The sequence below is a fragment of the Paraconexibacter sp. genome (assembly GCF_059438195.1).
On record NZ_JBLKKY010000009.1, the window covers coordinates 75540 to 95620 of the forward strand.

17 protein-coding genes are annotated in these 20081 nt (G+C 75.3%); 8 read left to right on the forward strand and 9 right to left on the reverse strand.

Features of this window, described 5'->3' with window-relative positions; genetic code table 11:
- Positions 1–31: 31 nt before the first annotated feature.
- Positions 32–1237, reverse strand: a complete 1206-nt coding sequence (locus ACME2J_RS05285; RefSeq protein ID WP_495543831.1) for an oxygenase MpaB family protein — start codon at positions 1235–1237, stop codon at positions 32–34.
- An 89-nt stretch (positions 1238–1326) separates the two neighbouring features.
- Here ACME2J_RS05285 and ACME2J_RS05290 point away from each other — a divergent pair, with 89 nt between their 5' ends.
- Positions 1327–1938: a rhomboid family intramembrane serine protease gene (locus tag ACME2J_RS05290; protein WP_495543832.1), complete on the forward strand. Its 612-nt coding sequence runs from the start codon at positions 1327–1329 to the stop codon at positions 1936–1938.
- Between the two features lie 61 nt (positions 1939–1999).
- On the opposite strand, the gene ACME2J_RS05295 is transcribed toward ACME2J_RS05290, so the two are convergent.
- From ACME2J_RS05295 to ACME2J_RS05305, 3 genes are read right to left on the reverse strand one after another with little or no spacing between them, the layout of a single operon-like run.
- The gene (locus ACME2J_RS05295; protein WP_495543833.1) at positions 2000–2662 is read right to left on the reverse strand and encodes a TetR/AcrR family transcriptional regulator; all 663 of its coding nucleotides are present in this window, start codon (positions 2660–2662) and stop codon (positions 2000–2002) included.
- A 40-nt stretch (positions 2663–2702) separates the two neighbouring features.
- Positions 2703–4208 carry a flavin-containing monooxygenase gene (locus tag ACME2J_RS05300; protein WP_495543834.1) on the reverse strand — a complete coding sequence of 502 codons (1506 nt, stop codon included), beginning with the start codon at positions 4206–4208 and terminating at the stop codon, positions 2703–2705.
- Complete coding sequence (locus tag ACME2J_RS05305; protein ID WP_495543835.1) at positions 4205–6070, reverse strand: hypothetical protein; 1866 nt, start codon at positions 6068–6070, stop codon at positions 4205–4207. Before ACME2J_RS05305 ends, ACME2J_RS05300 begins: the two co-directional genes overlap by 4 nt.
- Before the next feature lie 120 nt (positions 6071–6190).
- On the opposite strand from ACME2J_RS05305, the gene ACME2J_RS05310 reads away from it, so the two are divergent.
- On the forward strand, positions 6191–6796 hold the full coding sequence (locus tag ACME2J_RS05310) for a TetR/AcrR family transcriptional regulator (protein WP_495543836.1): 606 nt from the start codon (positions 6191–6193) through the stop codon (positions 6794–6796).
- Between the two features lie 69 nt (positions 6797–6865).
- Positions 6866–7762: an SDR family oxidoreductase gene (locus ACME2J_RS05315; RefSeq protein WP_495543837.1), complete on the forward strand. Its 897-nt coding sequence runs from the start codon at positions 6866–6868 to the stop codon at positions 7760–7762.
- On the opposite strand, the gene ACME2J_RS05320 is transcribed toward ACME2J_RS05315, so the two are convergent.
- The gene (locus tag ACME2J_RS05320; protein ID WP_495543838.1) at positions 7752–8588 is read right to left on the reverse strand and encodes an FkbM family methyltransferase; all 837 of its coding nucleotides are present in this window, start codon (positions 8586–8588) and stop codon (positions 7752–7754) included. The genes ACME2J_RS05315 and ACME2J_RS05320 overlap by 11 nt on opposite strands.
- A gap of 38 nt (positions 8589–8626) precedes the next feature.
- On the opposite strand from ACME2J_RS05320, the gene ACME2J_RS05325 reads away from it, so the two are divergent.
- The 4 genes from ACME2J_RS05325 to ACME2J_RS05340 are packed head-to-tail and all read left to right on the forward strand — an operon-like array spanning position 8627 to position 11332.
- The gene (locus ACME2J_RS05325; protein ID WP_495543839.1) at positions 8627–9088 is read left to right on the forward strand and encodes an SSI family serine proteinase inhibitor; all 462 of its coding nucleotides are present in this window, start codon (positions 8627–8629) and stop codon (positions 9086–9088) included.
- A 48-nt stretch (positions 9089–9136) separates the two neighbouring features.
- Positions 9137–10096, forward strand: a complete 960-nt coding sequence (locus tag ACME2J_RS05330; protein ID WP_495543840.1) for a VOC family protein — start codon at positions 9137–9139, stop codon at positions 10094–10096.
- 13 nt (positions 10097–10109) lie between these two features.
- Positions 10110–10334, forward strand: coding sequence for a hypothetical protein (locus ACME2J_RS05335; RefSeq protein ID WP_495543841.1), 225 nt, complete (start codon positions 10110–10112; stop codon positions 10332–10334).
- The gene (locus ACME2J_RS05340) at positions 10331–11332 is read left to right on the forward strand and encodes a hypothetical protein (RefSeq protein WP_495543842.1); all 1002 of its coding nucleotides are present in this window, start codon (positions 10331–10333) and stop codon (positions 11330–11332) included. Before ACME2J_RS05335 ends, ACME2J_RS05340 begins: the two co-directional genes overlap by 4 nt.
- Before the next feature lie 128 nt (positions 11333–11460).
- Here the strand turns inward: ACME2J_RS05340 and ACME2J_RS05345 are convergent, their stop codons facing one another.
- Positions 11461–14487 (reverse strand): AMP-binding protein, encoded by a 3027-nt coding sequence (locus ACME2J_RS05345; RefSeq protein WP_495543843.1) that lies wholly within the window; start codon positions 14485–14487, stop codon positions 11461–11463.
- 50 nt (positions 14488–14537) lie between these two features.
- The gene (locus tag ACME2J_RS05350) at positions 14538–15725 is read right to left on the reverse strand and encodes a lycopene cyclase family protein (protein ID WP_495543844.1); all 1188 of its coding nucleotides are present in this window, start codon (positions 15723–15725) and stop codon (positions 14538–14540) included.
- 205 nt (positions 15726–15930) lie between these two features.
- Here ACME2J_RS05350 and ACME2J_RS05355 point away from each other — a divergent pair, with 205 nt between their 5' ends.
- Positions 15931–17184 (forward strand): serine hydrolase domain-containing protein, encoded by a 1254-nt coding sequence (locus tag ACME2J_RS05355; RefSeq protein WP_495543845.1) that lies wholly within the window; start codon positions 15931–15933, stop codon positions 17182–17184.
- Between the two features lie 91 nt (positions 17185–17275).
- Here the strand turns inward: ACME2J_RS05355 and ACME2J_RS05360 are convergent, their stop codons facing one another.
- Positions 17276–18283, reverse strand: a complete 1008-nt coding sequence (locus tag ACME2J_RS05360; protein ID WP_495543846.1) for a 1-aminocyclopropane-1-carboxylate deaminase/D-cysteine desulfhydrase — start codon at positions 18281–18283, stop codon at positions 17276–17278.
- Positions 18280–20081, reverse strand: a 1802-nt coding sequence (locus ACME2J_RS05365; RefSeq protein ID WP_495543847.1) for a bifunctional chorismate-binding protein/class IV aminotransferase, incomplete at its 5' end; no start/stop codon positions are given. The genes ACME2J_RS05360 and ACME2J_RS05365, both read right to left, overlap by 4 nt.

Below are 20081 nucleotides of genomic sequence, written 5' to 3' on the forward strand. Positions count from 1 at the left end.
CGTGACCCGCGCTCGTCGCGTCGCCTGAGGGTCAGGCGGCGCGACGCAGCACCGGCTCGCGCTCGGCCCGCTCGGGGTCGAGCGCGGTCGCCGGGGCCCTGGTCGCCGACAGGAGCCGGTGCACGAGGGCGATCTCGAGGGCGGTGAGCCGCTCGTCGGAGCCGAGGAGCCCGGTGCCGCGGACCGCGCTGCGCACCCGCGTGAGCGGGCGCACGAGCGGCACGAGCGGCGCGACGAGGCGCCCGCCGACGCCGAGGCGGTCGGCCATCTCGGGCTCCATCCACCGGCGCGTGAAGCCGCCGAGCACCTCTGCGGTCAGCGCGCGGATCGGCGCGCCGGGGGGGCCCGGGACGAGGCGGGCGGTCGCGACGCCGTGGTGCAGGAGCGCCCGCATGAGGCGCGGGGAGTCCTCGCTCGGGCCGACGTCCATCGCGAGCGCGGCATCGATCATCGCCTCGGCCTCCGCGAAGGCGTCCGGGAGGAGATCGGCGGGGACGCCCATGACGGCGCCGACCCAGCTCCACAGATGGGTCATGTCCTCGAGATCCGCGGCCGTGTGGCGGACGCCGAGGTCCTCGCGGGCGCGGAGCGGGACGACGTGGAACCCGCCGATCGCGGTGGCGAGGCCGTCGGTCGCGCTGATCGGGACGCCCCACTCGGCCTCGTCCCACTCCGCGCTGCGCCGGAGGTGGCGGCGGACGAGCGCGTGGACGAGACGCACGCGAACCGTCTGCCGCCAGCCCTCGCCGCCGGGGAGCATGGCGCCGGGCGCGGTCGCGGCGGCGACCCACCGCGCGGTCTCGCCGAGCCGGCGGGGAGCCATCCGCTCGAGGCGGCCCGTCATCGCGAGCGGACGCACGAGGTTCGCGCTCTGGTAACCGAAGGCGAGCGAGCCGCACGTGAGGGTGAGCGCGAGGACCTGCGACCCGGGACGCCAGTAGGCGAGCGCGCCGGCCCTGAGGCGGTCCGGGTCGACGCGGTCCGGGAGGGCGGCGACCGGCTCGAGCAGCGCCGCCAGCTCCGGCAGGGCGCCGTCGCGGTCGGGGGCCTCGCCCGCGGCGACGCGGTCCATCGCCGCGTCGAGGCGCCGCCAGCCCTCGCCGCCGGGGAGCCGGGCGAAGGCCTCGACGAGCGCGTCGGCGGCGTCGTCGCCCCGCAGCTTGCCGGCGACGAGCCGGTCGACGAGCGCGGGGTCGTGGGCGCGTCTCGCCTCGACGGCCATTCTGGTCACGTCCATGACCAGAAAACTACCCGGGCGCGCGGCCGCTCGCAACGTCCTCTGGACGGACGGGGACCTGACGGCGGGACCCGTAGCATCGCCGGGACATGAGCACGCCGACCTCCACCACGACGGAACGCCGCCGCGACCCCCGCATCGAGGGCGTCCGACTGATCGTGATCCTGCTCGCGATCATGTGGGTCTCCGAGATCGTGGACCAGGCGTTCGGCGGCGCCCAGCTCGATCAGTACGGCATCGAGCCCCGCGAGCCCGACGGCCTCGTCGGCGTCGTCGCCTCGCCGTTCCTCCACGCCGACTTCGCCCACCTGCTCGCGAACACCGTCCCGTTCGCGGCGATGGGGGTCCTCATCGCCTTCAGCGGGGTCGTCCGCGTGGCGGCCGTCACGCTGATCGTCGCTGTCGTCGGCGGTCTCGGGACGTGGCTCGTCGCGCCGGAGAACACCCTCCACATCGGCGCGAGCGGTCTCGTCTTCGGGTTCGGCGGCTATCTCGTCGCCCGCGCGTTCTTCGAGCGCAAGGCGGTGCACATCCTCACCGCGGCCCTCATCGCGGTCGTCTACGGCGGTGCGCTCGTCGGCGGCCTCGTCCCAGAGGAGGGCGTCTCGTGGCAGGGCCATCTCTTCGGGCTGCTCGGCGGCATCCTCGCGGCGCGCGTCCTCGCCCCGGACGCCCCGGAGCCGCGCCCCGCCCCGGCCTGACGCGCCCCTCCCGAGAGCGTGAGTGTGGATCGACCTGGCTGTGAGCCAGGTCGATCCACACTCACTGCTCGGTGGTCGCGCGGGCGGCGGCGATCCGCATCGCGGACTGGCCCGTCGCGACCCACAGGGCCGCGACGTCGCGGACGAGGTCGTCGCGCGTGATGTCGCCGAGACGGCCGTCGAGCCAGGCGATGAGCAGCTCCGCGATGCCGCCGACGAGCATCGACGCGGTGATCTCGGCGATCGGATCGCGGTCGTCGGGGACGCCGGCGAACGCGCGCGCCGTCGCCGTGACGAGCGCGGCGACCTCGTGCATGCGGTCGAGCCGCCGGCGGGCGAGCGCCTCGCTGCCGAGCGCCTCGACGAACGCGACGCGGGCGCGCCGCGGATCGTCCGTGAAGTGGCCGACGAGCGCCTCGACGGTCGCGTGCGACTTCGCCTCGATCCCCTCCGGCGCCTCCGCGTAGGCGGCGAGGACGCGCTCGGTGAGCTCGTCGGCGACCCGGTCGAAGACCGCGACGAGCAGCGCGTCGAGGTCGTCGAAGCTCTCGTAGAAGTAGCGCGAGTTGAGCCCCGCGCGATCGCAGACCGCTCGCACCGTCGTCGCCCGGCCGCCGTCCTCGCCGAGCAGCGCGAAGCCCGCGTCGAGGAGCCGCACGCGCCGCGCCGCGCGCCGCTCTTCGGCGGACGCGCCCGCGTAGCGTCCGGTCGGGGGCGTCGACATGCCCCCATCATGCCGTCTCGAGCCGCGCCCGGCCCGCCTCTCACGCGACGACGGGCTGCGGCACCTCGGCGGCGTGGTGGAGCGCGTAGTCCGCGGCGTCGAACTCGCGCAGCTCACGGCGGAAGGTCGATGCGAGGCCCGGCCACAGCGTCGAGTTGCGCCCGGTGCGGTCGAGGTACCAGGACGCGCAGCCGCCGGCCGTCCACACCGAGCCCTCCATCGCGCGGTCGACGCGCCGGTTCCACTCGGCCTGCGCGTCGTCGCGCACCTCGATCGCCACCGCCCCGGTCCCCTGGAGCTGGCGCAGGCAGTCGACGACGTGGTCGAGCTGCGCCTCGATCATGTACACGAGCGAGGTGTGGCCGATCCCGGTGTTCGGGCCGGCGAGGAGGAAGTGGTTCGGGAAGCCGGCGATCGTCGTCCCGCGGTACGCCCGCGGCGATCCGTCCCACAGCTCGCTCGCACGCACGCCCCCGCGACCGGCGATGCGCTCGGCCGAGGGGTTGTCGGTGACCTGGAAGCCCGTCCCGAGGACGAGCACGTCGACCTCGCGCTCGGCGCCGTCGCGCGTGACGACCCGCCGGCCGCGGATCTCGGCGATGCGGTCGGTGACGACGTCGACGTTCGGCCGGTCGAGTGCCGGGAGGTAGTCGTTGGAGATGAGGATCCGCTTGCAGCCGATCCTGTAGTCCGGGGTCACCTTGCGCCGCAGCTCGGGGTCGCGCACCTGCGCGCGCAGCTGCGCATTCGCGACGATCTCGAGCCCGCGCAGCGCCCACGGCGCCTGCACCATCGCGGCGGCGACGAGCTCGCGCGACCAGAAGATCCCCTCGCGGGCGAGCCGCCCGAGCGCGGGGACCGCGCGGAAGAGCGCGCGCTCGACGCCGGGCCGGGGCCGGTCGAGTCGCGGCGCGATCCACGGCGGCGTCCGCTGGAAGACCGTCAGCTCCGCGACCCGCGGCTGGATCTGGGGGACGAACTGGATCGCCGAGGCGCCGGTGCCGACGACGGCGACGCGCGCGCCGTCGAGCGCCGAGTCGTCGGCGGGCCAGTCGGCCGAGTGGATGATCGGGCCGTCGAACTCCTCGACGCCGGGGATGTCGGGGAGCGCCGGCTCGCTGAGCGCTCCCGTCGCGTTGATGAGGACATCGGCGGTGAGGGCCTCGCCGTCGGGCAGCGCGAGGCGCCAGACGAGGGCCTCCTCGTCCCAGCGCGCCTCCTCGACCGGGGTCCCGAACCGGACGTCCGCGGTGACGCCGTGCTCGTCGGCGACCCGGCGCAGGTAGCGCTGGATCTCCGGCTGCGGCGAGAACGACCGCGACCACGTCGGGTTCGGCGCGAACGAGAACGAGTAGAGGTGCGACGGCACGTCGCAGGCGCAGCCGGGGTACCGGTTGGCGTCCCACGTCCCGCCGACGTCGTCGCGGCGCTCGAGGACGACGAGGTCCTCGACGCCCTCCCGGCGCAGCCGGATCGCCGCGCCGAGGCCCCCGAAGCCCGCGCCGACGATCGCCACGCGGCGGTGGGGGACGGCCCGCGCGCTCATCGCAGCGCACCGGTCGTCGCGAGCCGGCGGGCGATCGGCCGGGGGAGGAGCCGGCGGCCGGGCCCGTTGCTGCGCTCGCCGTCCGGCGGGTCCTCGGTCGCCGTGACCCGCGCGATGCCCATCGCGATGCCCGCGATGAACAGCGCGCAGAAGAGGAGCATGATCATCGCCGACGGGGCCCAGAGCCAGCCGGGGACGTAGTCCTTGCGCTCGGACTGGATGACGCTCGTGTCGGCGAGGAACGCCGCCGAGAACGCGGCGGGGCGCACGATCGCCGGCGCGGGGACCTCCGGGTCCGCGGGCCGGTGCAGCGGGACCGCGACCATCGCGTACCCGTTCGAGACGCGGAGCATGGTCTTCCACTCGCCGTGGAGCGGGATCGGCTGCGCGGAGCGCCAGACGCCCGGCGCGACCTCCTCGAGGTCGATCGTCCTCAGGCCCTCCTGCCAGGCGAGGACGTACCGCATCGACGCGTCGCGGACGAACTCGGGGTCGGAGACCCGCGCGGTGAGGATCGCCGAGCGGCCCTCCTCGCTCGCGACCGGCGTGAGCGTGATGTCCGCGCGCAGGTCCGACGGGTTCTTCACCACGAGCGCGTTGGCGCCGAGAGCGACGAGGACGGCGGTCGCGCCGAGCGCGACGGGCCGGCGGACCGCGCGCAGCGGCAGCTCGCCGCGCAGGCCCGCGCCCATGAGGCCCCCGAGCAGACCGCCGGCGATGCCGGCGAGGATCGCGGTCGGGATCGCCTCCGGCAGCATCGAGACCGTCCAGGGCGCGGGTGAGGCGACCTGCGTCCAGGCGTAGTGACCGGCGAACCCGGCCGTGCCGCACACGAGGCCGGCGAGGGCGCCGAACCGCAGCGGGCGCTCCTCGGGGCGGCCGCGGAGCCAGAGCAGCTCGATGAGGAGCGCCTCGACGAGGAAGAGCGGCAGGACGGGCGCCGTCTGGCCCATGCCGTCGACGAAGAGGTTCATGAGCACGCGCAGGACGACGTAGGTCGCGGCGACCTGCAGCGCGCCGCCGCGGCCGAGCCAGAGGCGGCCGACGACGAGGGCGAGGCCGCCGCCGAGCGCGAGCAGCAGCGGATGCCAGACCATGCGGTACTGCTGCACGCCCCAGTCGAACTCCGTCGCCCAGAAGGCGATGGCGAAGAGGAAGGCCCCGGGGAGGAAGAGGCGCGCGATCCTCTCGGCGAGCGACGTCGGCGGCGCCGCCATGTCGTGCCCGGCCGCGCGCTTGGCCTCGAGCGTGAGGACGATGAGGATCGGGACGGTGAGGATCGCCCCGTTGATCATGATGAGGTGCGTCGGGCCCCAGAGCGTGACGTCCTGCCCGTACATGCGGTGCCAGAGGTCGTCGAGGGGGAACCCGGAGAGCGCGAAGACCCCGGCGCCGAGGAGGAGCGCACCGCCGACGGGCGCGGTCATCGGGACGAACGGCAGCCTCAGCGCGCGCTGCGAGGGCGTGGCGGACCGCTCGTGGAGAGCGATCGAGAGGAGCCCCGCCGCGAAGATCGAGTAGAGCGCGAAGAGGATCGGATAGTGCGAGGGGTTCGCGAGCGGACCGACGTCGCGGCCCTCCTCGATGTGGAGCGAGATGTCCCAGAAGACGCCGAGGGCGCCCGCGGTGAGGCCGACCGAGGCAACGAGGGTCGGCAGGGCCGCCCAGGGCGGCATGCCGAGCAGCCGCGCCGAAGCCTTCCCGGCGCGGGCGAGGAGCTGGGAGCGCCCCGCGCGGTGGGCCTGGACGAGCCAGAGCAGCGCGAGCGTCGAGCCGACCGCGAAGATCGTCGCGATCGCGATCTGGGCGAGCGGCGCACCCGCGGCGGGCGCCTCGACCGAGGCGAGGGATGAGGTGATCAACGTGCTCTCCTGAAGCGTCGTCGTGTCAGGCGCAGAACTGTACCTACAGCTCTGTACCTTCGTGTCCGTAGGTACACGACTGCACATCACAGGTCACACGGGTGTGCGAAAGTCGCCTCCGTGGCCAGCACGACCCGCCGCATGTCCGCGGAGGAGCGCCGCGCGCAGCTCCTCGACGTCCTCGCCGACATCATCATCACCGAGGGCTACGCCGCGATCTCGATCGACCGCGTCGCGCGGGACGCCGGCATCGCGCGGACCGTCGTCTACTCGCACTTCGGCAACCTCGACGGCTTCGTCTCCGCCCTCGTCGAGCGCACCGAGCACGACGCGCTCGTGCAGATCCGCGGCGTCCTCCCCGACATCGCGATCGACGAGGACCCGGACGTCATCCTCACAGAGGCCATCCGCGCCTTCCTCACGGTCGTCCGCGACGATCCGCGCACCTGGAGGCTCGCCATCCTCCCCGTGGAGGGCGCGCCGGTCGAGCTGCGTGAGCGCATCCGCCGCGCGAAGCAGTCGGTCCTGGCGCTCCTGCAGCCCCTCATCTCGTGGGGCATCGAGCGCCGCGGCGGCCCGGACATCGATCCCGAGCTCTTCGCCCGCCTCATCGTCACCGCCGCGGAGGACGCGGCGCGCCTCCTCCTCGCCGAGCCGGAGGCCTACACGCCGGATCGCTTCGCGGACTTCGTGGCCACCCTCATGGCCGCGATGCGCCCCACCTGACCCACCCCACCCGACGAAGCTCACGCTCAGCGTGACCAACGTCAGGGGGGATGGCGCTACCGTCCCGGCATGAGCTCACTCGCCGGGAAGGTCGTCCTCATCACGGGTGCCGCGCGCGGCATCGGCGCCGGCACCGCGCGCGCGGTCGCCGCGAAGGGGGCGCGGGTCGTCCTCACCGATCTCGACGTCGCGCCGCTCGAGGCGCTCGCCGCGGAGATCGGCGAGGACAAGGCGGTCCACGTCGTCGCCGACGTCTGCGACCTCGCCTCGATGGAGAGCGCCGTCGCCCTGGGCGTCGAGCGCTTCGGCGGCATCGACGTCGTCATGGCGAACGCGGGGATCGCGAGCTACGGGTCCGTCATGGCCGTCGATCCCGAGGCCTTCAAGCGCGTCGTCGACGTCAACGTCCTCGGCGTCTTCCACACGATCCGCGCGGCGCTGCCGAGCGTCATCGAGCGCCGCGGCTACGTCCTCGTCGTCTCCTCGCTCGCCGCCTACGTCGCCGCGCCCGGCATGGTCGCCTACCACGCGAGCAAGGCCGGCGCCGAGCATCTCGCCAACTCGCTGCGGCCGGAGATCGCCCACCTCGGCGTCGACGTCGGCTCGGCGCACATGTCGTGGATCGACACGCCGCTCGTCCAGGACGCGAAGAAGGATCTCGGCGCCTTCGGCGAGATGATCTCGAAGCTGCCCTGGCCGCTCTCGAAGACGACCTCCGAGGAGGCGTGCGTCAACGCGTTCGTGAAGGGCATCGAGAAGCGCTCGACGCGCATCAACGTGCCCGGATGGGTCGGGCTCGTGCGCTGGCTCAAGCCGCTCCTCACGACGCCGCTCGGCGAGCGCGAGGTCCGCCGCCACGCCCCGACGCTCGTCCCGAAGATGGACGCGGAGGTCCAGGCCCTCGGTCGGTCCATGAGCGCCCGCACGAAGGCGCTCGAGGAGCGCGAGGAGGCCGTCAAGCCGTAGGCGGACGCGCGATGAGGCGCGACGGGCCCGCCTCGCGCGGGTGCGTCGTGCCGTCGAGCGAGGTCGCGACGTAGCCCTCGGCGTCGAGGAGGTCGCATACCTCGGCGTTCGTCTCGTGCAGCTCGCAGAGGACGAGCGGCCGGTGGGCGCACAGCGTCTCGCGCGCGCCCTCGAGCACCGCGACCTCTGAGCCCTCGACGTCGATCTTGAGGACGTCGGGCGGGGGAGAGCCGGCGGCGACGAGCGCGTCGACCGTCGTGACCTCGACCTCGATGGTCTCCGCCGTGCGCTCGTGCGCGCCGCGGTCGGCGAGGTGCGACCAGCTGCCGTCGGCGACGACGTGGAACGCCGCCCGGCCCGGCTCCGCCGCGAGCGCGGCGGCGCGCACCTCGACCGCGTCGGCGCACCCGTTGCGCGTCGCCGCGGCGGCGACGTGCCGCGCGACCGCGGGAACCGGCTCGAAGGCGAGGACGCGCCCGGGGGCCCCGCCGGCGGTCGCGAGCCGTGCGGCGAGCAGCGTGAAGAAGCCGACGTTCGCGCCGACGTCCCACACGACCGCGCCCGGGGCGACGTGGCGGCGCAGCGCCTCCTGCAGGGGCACCTCGAGGTCGCCGAGGAGGACGAGGCGCGTGTGCGCGTGCACGGGCGGGAGCGCGGCGGCGGGGAAGCGCAGGCCGGCCGCGAGGCCGTGGACGACCGCGACCTCGCCGCGCCGCAGGAGCGGCGCGAGCCGGTGCCCGAGCGACGGTCGCAGCCGCGTCGCCAGGAGCGCGAGCTGCGTGCGGTCGCTGCGGCCGAAGTCGTCGGGCGCCGTGATCGGATCCACCACGGCGGCCACCCTACGCCGTCCGTCACCATGGGGGCATGCGCGGACACCGCAGGCTCCTGTCCCTCGCCGCCGTCGCGTTCGCGGCCCTCGCGCTCGCCGCCTGCGGGGACGACGAGGACGACGCCGGCGGCGCCCCCGCCGCGGGCGGGGCCGCGATCGACCTCCGGCTCACCTTCACAGGCGGGGCGGGGGAGGTCACGCGCACCCTGGAGTGCGACCCCGTCGGCGGGACCTGGCCGGCGGCGGAAGAGGCGTGCGAGGCCCTCCGCGACCGGCCGGAGCTCCTCGAGCCGTTCGAGATCGAGACCCGCGACTACGTCCTCATCACGCAGGTGCCGCTCACGATCACCGGCACCGCCGACGGTGCGACCGTCGACCTCACGTTCCCCGAGCGGGGCTCCGGCACGAGGCGGGCGCGGCTGCAGGCGCTCCGCGAGGCGCTGGTCCCGTCGGCCTACGACGCCGTCGCTGCGGAGGCGGCGGGCGACGAGCCCTGAGCGGGCACACCGCCCGGAGCAGGTAGTTGCGTGTGCAATCATATGCGCATGCACCTCGAGGGGATCCACCACATCAGCGCGATCACCGGCGACGCGGCCGCGAACGTCGACTTCTACGCGCGCGTCCTCGGGCTCCGGCTCGTCGCCAAGACGGTCAACCAGGACGATCCGTCCGTCTACCACCTCTTCTACGGCTCCGAGCACGGCCGGCCCGGCAGCGAGATCACCTTCTTCGAGTATCCGGGCGCGGTCCCCGGCCGAGCAGGCGACGGCATGGTCCACACGATCGTGTGGCGCGTCGCCTCGCGGGAGTCGATCGACTTCTGGGCCGGCCGGCTCGCCGCCGAGGGCGTGACGACCGAGCGCCTCGCCGACGACCGGCTGCGCTTCGCCGATCCCGAGGGCCTCGCCCACGAGCTCGCCGTCGCGCCCGCGGACCTCCCCGACGAGCCGCTGCGCGCGATCCATCCGGACGTCCCCGCCGAGCACGCGCTCCAGGGCTTCGCCGGCGTGCGCGCGTACACGACGGACGTCGAGCGCACCCGGCCGCTCCTCGAGCGGCTGCTCGGCGCAACCGAGGTCCCCGACGACGCCGGCCGGGGGGCGACGGCGTTCGCGCTGCGCGGCGACCGCCGCGGAGGCACGATCGCCTACGAGCCGCCCGCCGCCACCGCGCCTCGCGGACGGCCGGGCGCCGGGACGGTCCACCACGTCGCGTGGGGGACGACCGTCGACGAGCACCCGGTGTGGTTCTCGCGCCTGCGCGACGCCGGCGTGCGCCCCAGCCCGGTCATCGACCGCCACTACTTCAAGGCGATCTACTTCCGGGAGCCGAGCGGGGTGCTCTTCGAGATCTCCGACGACGCCCCCGGGTTCACCGTCGACGTCCCGCTCGAGGATCTCGGCTCGGTGATCATCCTCCCGCCCCACCTCGAGCCGCAGCGCGCCGAGATCGAGGCGAAGCTCACGCCGCTCCCCGATCCGCGGGCGGCCTGGGCGTCGACGTGATGGGATACGCCGCATGCCGGACGACGATCCGCATGCGGCGCTCCGCGACGCCCTCGGCGGCGCGACGCCTCCCGAGGGCATCAGCGCCCTCCCCGACGACGTCGTCGCCGACCTCGCGGCCGCCGTCGTTGACGCGCGGGCCCAGCAGCGCGCCGAGCTGCGTGAGGCCTCCGAGCAGAGCCTGCGCCACGTCCCGCGCCTCCTGCGCGGCCCGGTGAAGAAGGTGCTCGGGTTGTGAGCGACGCGCTCGAGACCCGGGCCGAGATCGCGAAGCTCGCCCACGTCCTCGGCGTCGAGCCCGAGAGGCTCCGCGGCCTCGCGCCCGCGGGCGCCGACGACGTCCGCGCGCTGCGCGAGCAGGTCGTCGACGTCCTCCACGAGGGTGACGCCGACTCGCTCCACGCGATCGCCGCGGGGGCGAAGGTCGTCCCGCCGCAGGTGAGCGCGACGGTCGCCCAGCGCGCGATGGGACCGACGCTCATCGCCCGGCTCACCGCCGTCATCGAGACCGGGCGCGCCGTCGCCGTCGCCGAGCGCCTGCCGCCGGAGTTCCTCGCGGAGATCGCCGTCGCGATGGATCCCCGGCGCGCGAGCGACATCATCGTCCGCATCCCCGAGGAGAAGGTCGTCGCCGTCGCCGAGATCCTCACCGGCCGCGGAGAGCACGTCGCGATGGGGCGCTTCGTCGGCCATCTCGCGGACGGGACGATCGAGCGCTGCCTCGAGGTGATGGACGACGCGTCGCTCCTGCGCTGCGGCTTCGTCCTCGAGGAGAAGCAGCGGCTCGACGCGGTCCTCGGCCTGCTGCCGGAGGAGCGACTCCACGGGATCGTCGGCGTCGCCGACGCCGAGGGGCTCTGGCCGGAGGCGCTCCACGTCTTCGGCCACCTCGGCGAGTCGCGACGCGCTCTCCTCGCCGATGCCGCCGCGGCGCAGGACCTCGCGCGGATCGACGGGCTCGTCCGCGCCGCGACGAGCGAGGGCCTGTGGCCGGACCTCCTCCCCCTCGGTCCCGTCATGTCCGAGGACCGCCGGGCGCGCTTCGCGTCGGCGCCCGCGCTGGGGGAGGAGCCGACGATCGTCGCCGTCGTCGAGGCCGCGCACGCCGGCGGGCTCTGGGCCGACCTCGTGGCGATCGCGGCGCATCTTCCCGAGGCCGTGCGCGCCGACCTCGTGCGCCGCGCTGCCGCGGTCGCCGGCGATCGCCTGCCGGCCGAGCTCCGCGACGTCGGCTGAGCGTCCGGCATCCTGGCGACGCTCCGCGTCGCCGGCTCTCCACATGTCGCCGGGCGGCGCGACGTGTGGAGAACGAGCGACGCTCGGCGTCGTCGGAACGCCGGACGGCGGCGGCGGTGACGGCCGCCCTACGTCTCGACGAGCCGCTTGCGCGCCGCCTGCGTGAGCGCGCGGTAGCGGCCGTCCTTGCGCGGGTCCGGCGTGAAGGCGCGCTTCGGCTCGCCCTGACGCGCCGGCTGCGGGATCCCCTGCTCGCGCAGCGGCGCCGCCGTCGGCCGGTACCAGGTCGTCAGCGGCATCTCGTCGATGACGTGGACGAGCGACGGCCGCTGGTGCGGCTCGAGCACCGAGAGCGCGGCGTCGAGGTCGGCCGGGTCGAGGTCGTGCCCCGGGCGGAGCGTGAGGGCGGCGATGGCGATCTCGTCGTCGCCGGGCTCCGGGCACCAGCCGTAGCTCACGACGAGGTCGACGCTCGGGAGGTCTCCGAGGGCGTCCTCGATCGGCCGGTTGGACACGGGCCCGTTCGCCGTCCGCACGAGGGCGGGGACGTGGTCCACGAGCCAGTGGTCGCCGTCCTCGTCGACGCGGAAGAGGTCCCCGGTCTTGAGCCAGGCGTCGTCGCGCCGGAAGACGCCGCGCATCGGCGGGTCGCTCACGCGGATGCCCGGCGCCAGGCGGGTGAGGAGCATGCCGGTCTCCCCGGGCTCGCACGGGATCGCGAACCCGTCCTCGCCGGTGACGAGCCGGTCGGTCTCGACGTCGTAGGCGGCGACCCGCACCTGCGCGCCGCCGGGGAGGCGCCGGCCCATCGACCCGGGCTTCTTGCCGCCGAGGTTGACGAGGATCGCGTCGCCCTCCGTGGGCGCGTAGTACTCGATCACCCGCGCGGGCTCGAAGCGGTCGAGGACCCGGCGCCACAGGCCGCGGGGCATGCCGGAGCCGATGAACAGGCGGACGCCGTGATGGCGCTCCGCGGGGTGCGCCGGAGCCTCGACGAGGTCGTGGAGCAGCGTCCAGGTGTAGCCGGAGACCGTGACCCCGTAGCGGCGCGCCTCCTCCCAGAACGTCGAGGCGTCGAACCGCTGCGACATCGCGAGCCGCGCGCCCCCTGCGATCGCGCCGCCGATCGACATGAGGAGCCCGCTCGGGTGGTGGATCGGCGTGACGCTGTAGACGGTGTCCGCGGCCCCGAGCGCCGCCGAGGAGGCGGTGCCGAACGCGGAGATCGCCCAGCGGCGGTTCGTGATGCGGATCGCCCGCGTGCGGCGGCCCTCGCCGGTGAAGAGCACGAACGCGAGATCCGTCGCCTTCCCGGGGTTCGGCGAGTACCACGCGGGCAGCTCGACCGCCTCCGGGTCGATCTGCTCCATGTCCACGACCCCGGGGAGCCCGAGGTCGCGCTCGCCGCCGCCGCCGCCGAGCACGAACACGTCGGCGCCCGTCCCCCGCGCGAGCTCGGCGTGCTCCGGGTCGGCGACGACCTTCGTCGCGCCGCCGAGCTCGAGCTCGCGACCGAGGTCGCCGTCGGGCCGAAGGAGGACGGCGACCGCGCCGAGCCGGCTGAGCGCCGCGACGGCGACGAGCGCCGACGGCCGCGTCGACATGAGGACGGCGACGTGCTCGCCCTGGCGCACGCCGATCTCGACGAGACCGCGGACGACGTAGTCGATCCGCCGCTTGGCGTCCGCCTGCGAGTGCGCGCGGTCCTCGAAGAGGAAGCACACGCGCTCGCTGCTGCGCCGCGCCTGCTCGTCGAGGAGGAGGCCGAGCGAGATCCGGGTGTTCGGCTGGATCTGCTCGAGCCGCGCGAGACGCGGGAGCTGGGAGGCGGCCTCGCGGGTGAGCTCGCGGACGCTGCGGACCGTGCGGGAGGCTCCGCCGAGCACCGACTTCGTCAGGGTCACGCCGACGTCCGCGGCGAGCTCGAGCTGGTACCCGAGCCCGGCGGCGGCGCGGCCGTTCTCGCCCTTCGCGATCTCGGTCGTCGCCATCGGCGCGACCTCGTCGGGCGGATCGCCCTCCGCGCCCGCGTCGCGCCAGTGGAGCCACTCGGCGACGGCCGGCCAGGACGACTTCGTCGCGGTGCTGCCGACCACGAGCCCGAAGTGACCCGCGCGCAGCGTGCGCTCGAAGATCTCCGCGCGTGGCGCGGCGCGCGTGATCGCGCGCACGGCCGGCGGCGGAGCGATGTCGTCGACCTCCCCGACGAAGCAGAGCACCGGGCAGTCGATGTCGGCGAGCGTGACGAGGTTCCCGTCGATGATGAAGCCGCCCTGCAGCATGCGGTTGTGCGCGACGAACTGGCGCATGAGCTCCGCGATCGCCGGCCCCGACCACGCGACGAAGCCCTCCCCGGCGAGGAACCTCCGCTGGCTCTCGCGGGGGAGGAGCGCCTCGCGGTCGTGGAGCGCCATGACGAACTCGACGCGCTGACGGAGCGCCTTCGCCGGGTCGAGGAGGCGGAAGCCGGTGCGGCTCGCCCACGCGGGGAGGTTCGCGCGGCCGAGGGTCTCGGCGGCGACGGTCGCGACCCCTCCGATGATCTCCTCGGGGAGGCCGAACGGGAGGACCCCGCGCGTGTCGACCGGGCTGCCGAAGGTGATGAGGCTCGCGATGCCCTCGCAGCGCCGGTACGCGGCGGACTGGTAGCAGAACATCCCGCCCTGGCTGTAGCCCGAGAGGTGGACGTCCCGCCCCGTCTCGGCGTGGACCCGCTCGATCGCGTCGCTCACCGCGAGGACGTGGTCGGTGAGCGTGCGCTGCAGGCCCCCTTCCTCGCGGTCGGGCGCGCCGAAGTCGACGACCCACGGATCGATGCCGGCGGCGTGGAGGTCGCGGACCGCCGAGGAGTGGGGGGAGACGTCCCACACCTCGGCCGAGAGCATCATGGGCGGGACGAGGACGATGGCCGGCCGGTCGCTGCCCGCGGCGCCGAGGCGCCGGGCCGGGGAGTCGTCGGGGAAGTAGCGTCGCAGCCGGTAGACGCGCTGCTCGGCGACGACCTCGAACGGGGCGTGCTCGTCGCCCGTCTCGAGGCCGCCGAAACGCGCCACCTCGAGGGCGTTCTGAGCTGCAGCGCCGAGCCGCGACACCGGTCGCGTGATCGCCTTGGGTACGAGTTCCACTCCGTGCTCCTCCGATGTCCGGAGCGGCATCCTCGCACGGATCGCGATGGCTGGGGAACAGACGCGGCGCCGTTCGCGGATCAGCGCGAGAGGAGCGCACCCGCCGCGGTCCCCGCGAAGCGCGCGAGCGGGGCGGCGGAGACGACGCGCGCCTCGTCGGCGAGCGTCGAGGCGTCCGACATGAACCGGGCGAACGTCTCCGGGGAGGTCCGCTCGACGAGGTCGCGGAAGAAGGCCGGCGCCGCGGCGGGGTCCTCGGCGAGGGCGCGGAGCAGGACGCCGTCGAGCGTGTCGACGCGCCGTCGTCCGACCCCGGGGGGCCGTCGATGGCCCCGCACGATGGCGTCGGCCATCGCCGCGGCGTGGCGCTGGATGCGGGCGAGCGCGTAGCCGCTCGACGGCCGCAGGGCACCCGCGGCCCAGCCCGCCGTCCAGCAGCGGGCGCCGCGGCGATCCGGCCAGGGCGCGCCGTCTCGGCCGTGCAGCGACATCGGCAGCGTCCCGCGCTCCTCGTGGATCGTCGTCCACGCCCCGGCGCCGAGGCGGGCGAGGTGGTCGGCGAGCGCCGCGCGGCGGCGCGCCGGCGCGAGCGCCCCGGCGCCGAAGGTCGTGTCCTCGACGAGCGCGCGGCTCTCCGTGAAGGGGAGGACGTAGAGGAAGCGCACGAGCCCGGCGGCGCCCGGGAGCGCGTCGAAGTCCATGAGGTCGACGACGCCCGGGCTGAAGACCGGTCGCTCGGTGACGATCTCCACCCCGAGGAACGACTGCACGAGCGCGGGCGTCGACGTCGGCGTCGACCGGCGCCCGCGCGCGGCGAGCGGGGAGCTCGCCGCGAGGGCGTCGATGACGAGGTCCGCCTCGACCCCGCCGCGGTCGGTCGTCGCCGTCCCCGCGTGCGGGTCGATCGAGCGCACCCGCTCGCCGAGCCGCAGCTGCACGCCGCCCGCCCGCTCGAGCCGGTGGAAGGCCGCGTCGTGCACCGCGTCCGACGACCAGCACGTGTACGGGATCGCCGACCCCCGGTGGACGGCCTCGCGGCCCTCCGCGCGCACGCGCCACGTCGCCCAGCGCCGGCGGGCCGCGCCGGAGATCGGCCACGCCGCGGTCTCCCACGCGCACCACGTGCGGTCGCGGCGGAAGTCGTCGCGCCGATCGACGAGCACGATCTCCGGGCGGCCCTCGTGGGGGAGCAGCCGGAGGGCGAGGCTGAGTCCGGAGAGCCCGGCGCCGAGGATCGCGACGCGGCGGACGGGGCGGCGGAGGGGCACCCGGACATCCTTGCGCGTCACGGCCCCGTAGAGTTCCGAGACATGGAGTTCATGGCCATCGCCGTCCTCGGTCCCTGCCTCTTCTTCATCGGCGCCGCGATCTTCTCTGCGCTGAACGAGAAGAAGGACCACTGACCCCCGCACCGCCCTGCCGCCGCTGATCCCCCGTCCCCCGGTCGGGCCCGATCCGCTGCGGCGGATCCGGGTGCCGGCGGACCTCGACGCGATCACCGCGGTCGGGGAGGAGGTCGATCCCGCCGAGGTGGGGATGACGCGCGACCAGATCGAGCGGATCTGGGGGTCCGTCCGCCGTCTGTACCGCAGCGGCGTCCATCCCGCGATCCAGCTCTGCGTCCGCGGCGAGGGCCACGTCGTCCTCGACCGCGCGATCGGGCACGCCCGCGGCAACGGGCCGCGCGACGATCGGGACGCCGAGCGCGTGCCGGTGACGACGCGGACGCCGTTCGTCATCTTCTCGGCGTCGAAGGCGATCACCGCGATGGCCGCCCACCTCCTCGACGAGCGCGGGGAGATCCATCTCGGGGACCGCGTCTGCGAGTACATCCCCGAGTTCGCACGCCACGGCAAGCACCGCATCACGGTCGCCCACGTCCTCTCCCACCGCGCGGGCGTTCCCAGCCTCCCGTCGACGGTCCTCGATCTCGAGAACGCCGCGGACCACGACCTCGTGGTGCAGACGATGTGCGACGCGAAGCCGCTCTCGCGCCCGGGCAAGGCGCTCGCCTACCACGCGATCTCCGGCGGCTTCATCATCGACGAGATCGTCCGCCGCGTCCGCGGCAGGGACATCCGGCACGTGCTCGCCGAGGAGATCCTCGACCCCCTCGGCTTCCGCTGGTGCAACATCGGGGTCGCCCCCGAGGACGTGCCCGAGGTCGGTCTCAGCTACGCGACCGGGGCTCCGACGCTGCCTCCGGTCTCGACGATCCTCAAGCGCGCGCTCGGCAAGAGCCCCGACGAGATCCCCGCGCTCTCCAACGACCCGCGGTTCCTCGAGGCCATCGTCCCCGCCGGCAACGGCGTCGCGAGCGCGTTCGAGCTCTCGCGCTTCTTCGAGCTCCTGCGGCGGGGCGGCGAGCTCGACGGCCTGCGGATCTTCGAGCCCCGGACGATCCGCCGCGCGATCACCGAGCAGTCCTACCGCGAGATCGACCTGACGCTCGGCTTCCCGACGCGGTACAGCCTCGGGTTCATGCTCGGCGCGCAGGTCCTCTCCCTCTTCGGGCCTGACACCGAGCGGACCTTCGGCCATCTCGGCTACACGAACACGATCGGCTGGGCCGATCCCGCCCGCGCGACCTCGTGCGCGATCGTCACGAGCGGCAAGCCGATCGTCTACCCGGAGCTGCCGGACCTCTGGATGGTCATGCGGCGCATCGGCGCCGAGTGCCCTCGCGCCGAGCTCGCGGCCGACCCGCTCGCGTTCCCGGTCGCCTGACGCGCGCGTCCCCTCGATCCGCGCCGCCCGCGCCGCGGATCCTTCCCGCCACGCGGGAAGGATGCGCGGCGGCACGCGGCGCAGCGGCCCCTCACTCGCGCGGGCCGTGCGTCCGCAGCAGCACGACGGGCCCGCTGCCGAGCGCGCCCTGTCCCGCCGCCGCACGGAGCCCCGCGAGGGCCTTCGCCGTGTAGACCGGGTCGAGGGCGACGCCGTGCTCGGCGGCGTCGAGGAGCGCCGCCCCGGCCGCCGGCGTCGCCTGCCCGTAGCCCGCGCCGAGCGCGCTGCGGTCGACGACGAGGTCGCCGCTGCGGGCGGATGGCGCGGGAACGTCGGCGCCGCGCCGTCGCAGCAGGCGCGCCGCGCGGCCGGCGAGCCGGCGCACGACGCGCTCGTCGAGCCGCATGAGGTCGTTGACGATGACCGCGTGCACGGTCGTGGAGAGACCGGCGATCCGCAGCCCGAGGAGGAGGCCTGCGGCCGTCCCGCCCGTCCCGACGGCGCAGACCACCGACCGCGGCTCGGGCAGCTCACCCGCCCGGACCTGCCCGGCGAGCTCGAGCGCGCACTCGACGGCGCCGAGGACGCCGAGCGGCGACGATCCGCCCGTGGGGAGGACGTAGGGCGGCCGCCGGCCCTCGGCGTGCCGGAGGAGGAGCGTCGGCAGGAGGAGCATCGTCCGCCGCGGCGTGCGTGTCCGGTGGACGGTCGCCCCCGAGGCGAGCAGGCGCTCGAACTGCGCCCGCACGTGGTCGTCGAGCGGCTGGTCCACGACGGCGACGACGGCGCGCAGCCCGCACCGGGGCGCGTAGAGGGCGGTCGCGAGGCCGTGGTTGGTGCCGAGGGCGCCGAAGGTGAGCACGACGCGGTGGCCGCGCCGCCGCGCGTCGGGGAGGATCCACTCGAGCTTGCGGACCTTGTTGCCGCCCCAGCCGCCGTCGCCGTAGGCGCCCTCGTCCTTCACCCACACCTCGCTCTCGCTGGCGTCGAGCCCGGGGATGCGCGTCACCGGGGTCGGCGGCGTCCCGAGCCGGACATGCGGCAGCGACCCCCGGAGGACGGGGAAGCGCGCGTGGAGCGCGGGCGGGGGGCCGCTCATGCGTCCTCCGCGAGCACGCCCCGCTCGATGCCGCGCAGCGCCCCGGTGAGCAGGATCTCGGCGGCGCGACGCAGCTCGTCGCGTCCCACGGGGCGCTCGGCGACCGCGACGCCGTCGGCGCGCCGCTGGGCGAGGAGGCGGGCGCGGGTGGTCCCCGGGAGGATGCGCCCGTCGGTCGGCGGCGTGGCCATCGACCCGTCGGCGAGGACGAGGACGACGTTCGCGCGCGAGGTCTCGAGCACGGACCCGTCGAGGTCGACGAGGAGAGGAAGGGTCCCGGGCGCCTGCGCCTCGAGCGCCTCCCAGAGGCGGCGGTCGGCCCACTTGTGGGTGCCCAGCCCTCCGGGGACCACGACCGGTCGCAGGCGCACGACCTCCCCCGAGCCCGTGCCGGCCGGGAGGGCGCCGTGCAGCGCCTCGACGTCGAGCCCGCCGCCGGGTCGCGGGCGGACGTCGACCCGGACCCGGTGGCGACCGGGGCCGGCGGCGCGCGCCTCCTCCTCGGCGCGCAATGCCACCTCGCCGGGCAGCTCCGCGTCCCAGAGCGCCCGGGCGCTCGCCGCCATCCGCGCGAGGTGCGCCTCGAGCTCGGGAAGCGTGCCGTCGACAGCGAGGAGCGTCTCGAAGACGCCGCGCTCCGGCTCCGGGCGCGGGAGGGGGACCGGCCGGTGGCGGGCCGGGCCCTCGGCAGCGGGGCTCGACGCCCGGACGGGCCGCGGGGGCGGCGAGCCCATGACGGCGAGGAGCGGAGCCGCCTTGTCGGAGGCCTCGCGTGCCTCCTCGACGCCGGTGGAGTCCGCCACGACCCCTCCGCCCGCGCCGAGCCACAGGGCCCCGTCGCGCTCCTCGAAGGTGCGGATCGCGACGTTGAGGTCGAGGCCCGCGAGGGGCGAGGCGATGCCGACCGCTCCCGTGTAGGCCTCGCGTCCCGTGCTCTCGAGCTCGTGGATCGTGCGCATCGCCGCGACCTTGGGGGCGCCGGTCACCGAGCCCGGCGGGAACGTCGCGCGCAGGAGGTCCGCGTCGCCGAGCCCCGCCTCGAGCTCGCCGTCGACGTCGGAGACGAGGTGCCACACGCCCGGCGCCTCGCGCGCCTCCGCGAGCGACGTCACCCGGACGCTACCCGGGCGGCACACGCGCCCGAGGTCGTTGCGCACGAGGTCGACGATCATCACGTGCTCGGCCCGGTCCTTCTCGGCGCACAGGAGCTCGGCCTCGGCCTCGGCGTCGGCGTGGGCGTCGGCGCCGCGCGGCCGCGTCCCCTTGATCGGGCTGCTGCGGACGGCGCGCCCCGCTCTGCGCAGGTAGAGCTCGGGGGAGAGCGAGGCGACGCCGCCCCGGCCGTCGGGGTCCGCGAGGAACGCGGCCTTCGCCGGTCGCAGCCGCCGCCAGGCGCCGGCGAAGACGTCGAGGAGCGTGCCGCGCTCGAGCCGGCTCTCGAGCCGCATGCAGATGTTCGCCTGGAAGAGGTCGCCGGCGTGGATGCGGGCGACGGCCGCGTCGACCGCGAGGGCGTGCCCGGCCGCCTCTGGCACAGAGCGCCACTCGGCGCAGGCGACCTCGGCCGGCTCCGTCGTCGCGGCCGCCCGGAGCGCGGCGGCGAGCGCGTCGAGGCGGGGCCGCGGGTCGTCCCCCGGGGCGACGAGCGCCTCGAGCCACCAGCGTCCCTCGGCGTCGCAGCGGGCGACGTGGTCGTGGTAGACGAGCGTCGCGGCAGGTCGCGGCACCGGACGCGGCGGCGGGCCGCCGACGGGCTCCAGCGCCCGCCCGAGCGGGTAGCCGAGCACGCCGGCCCAGC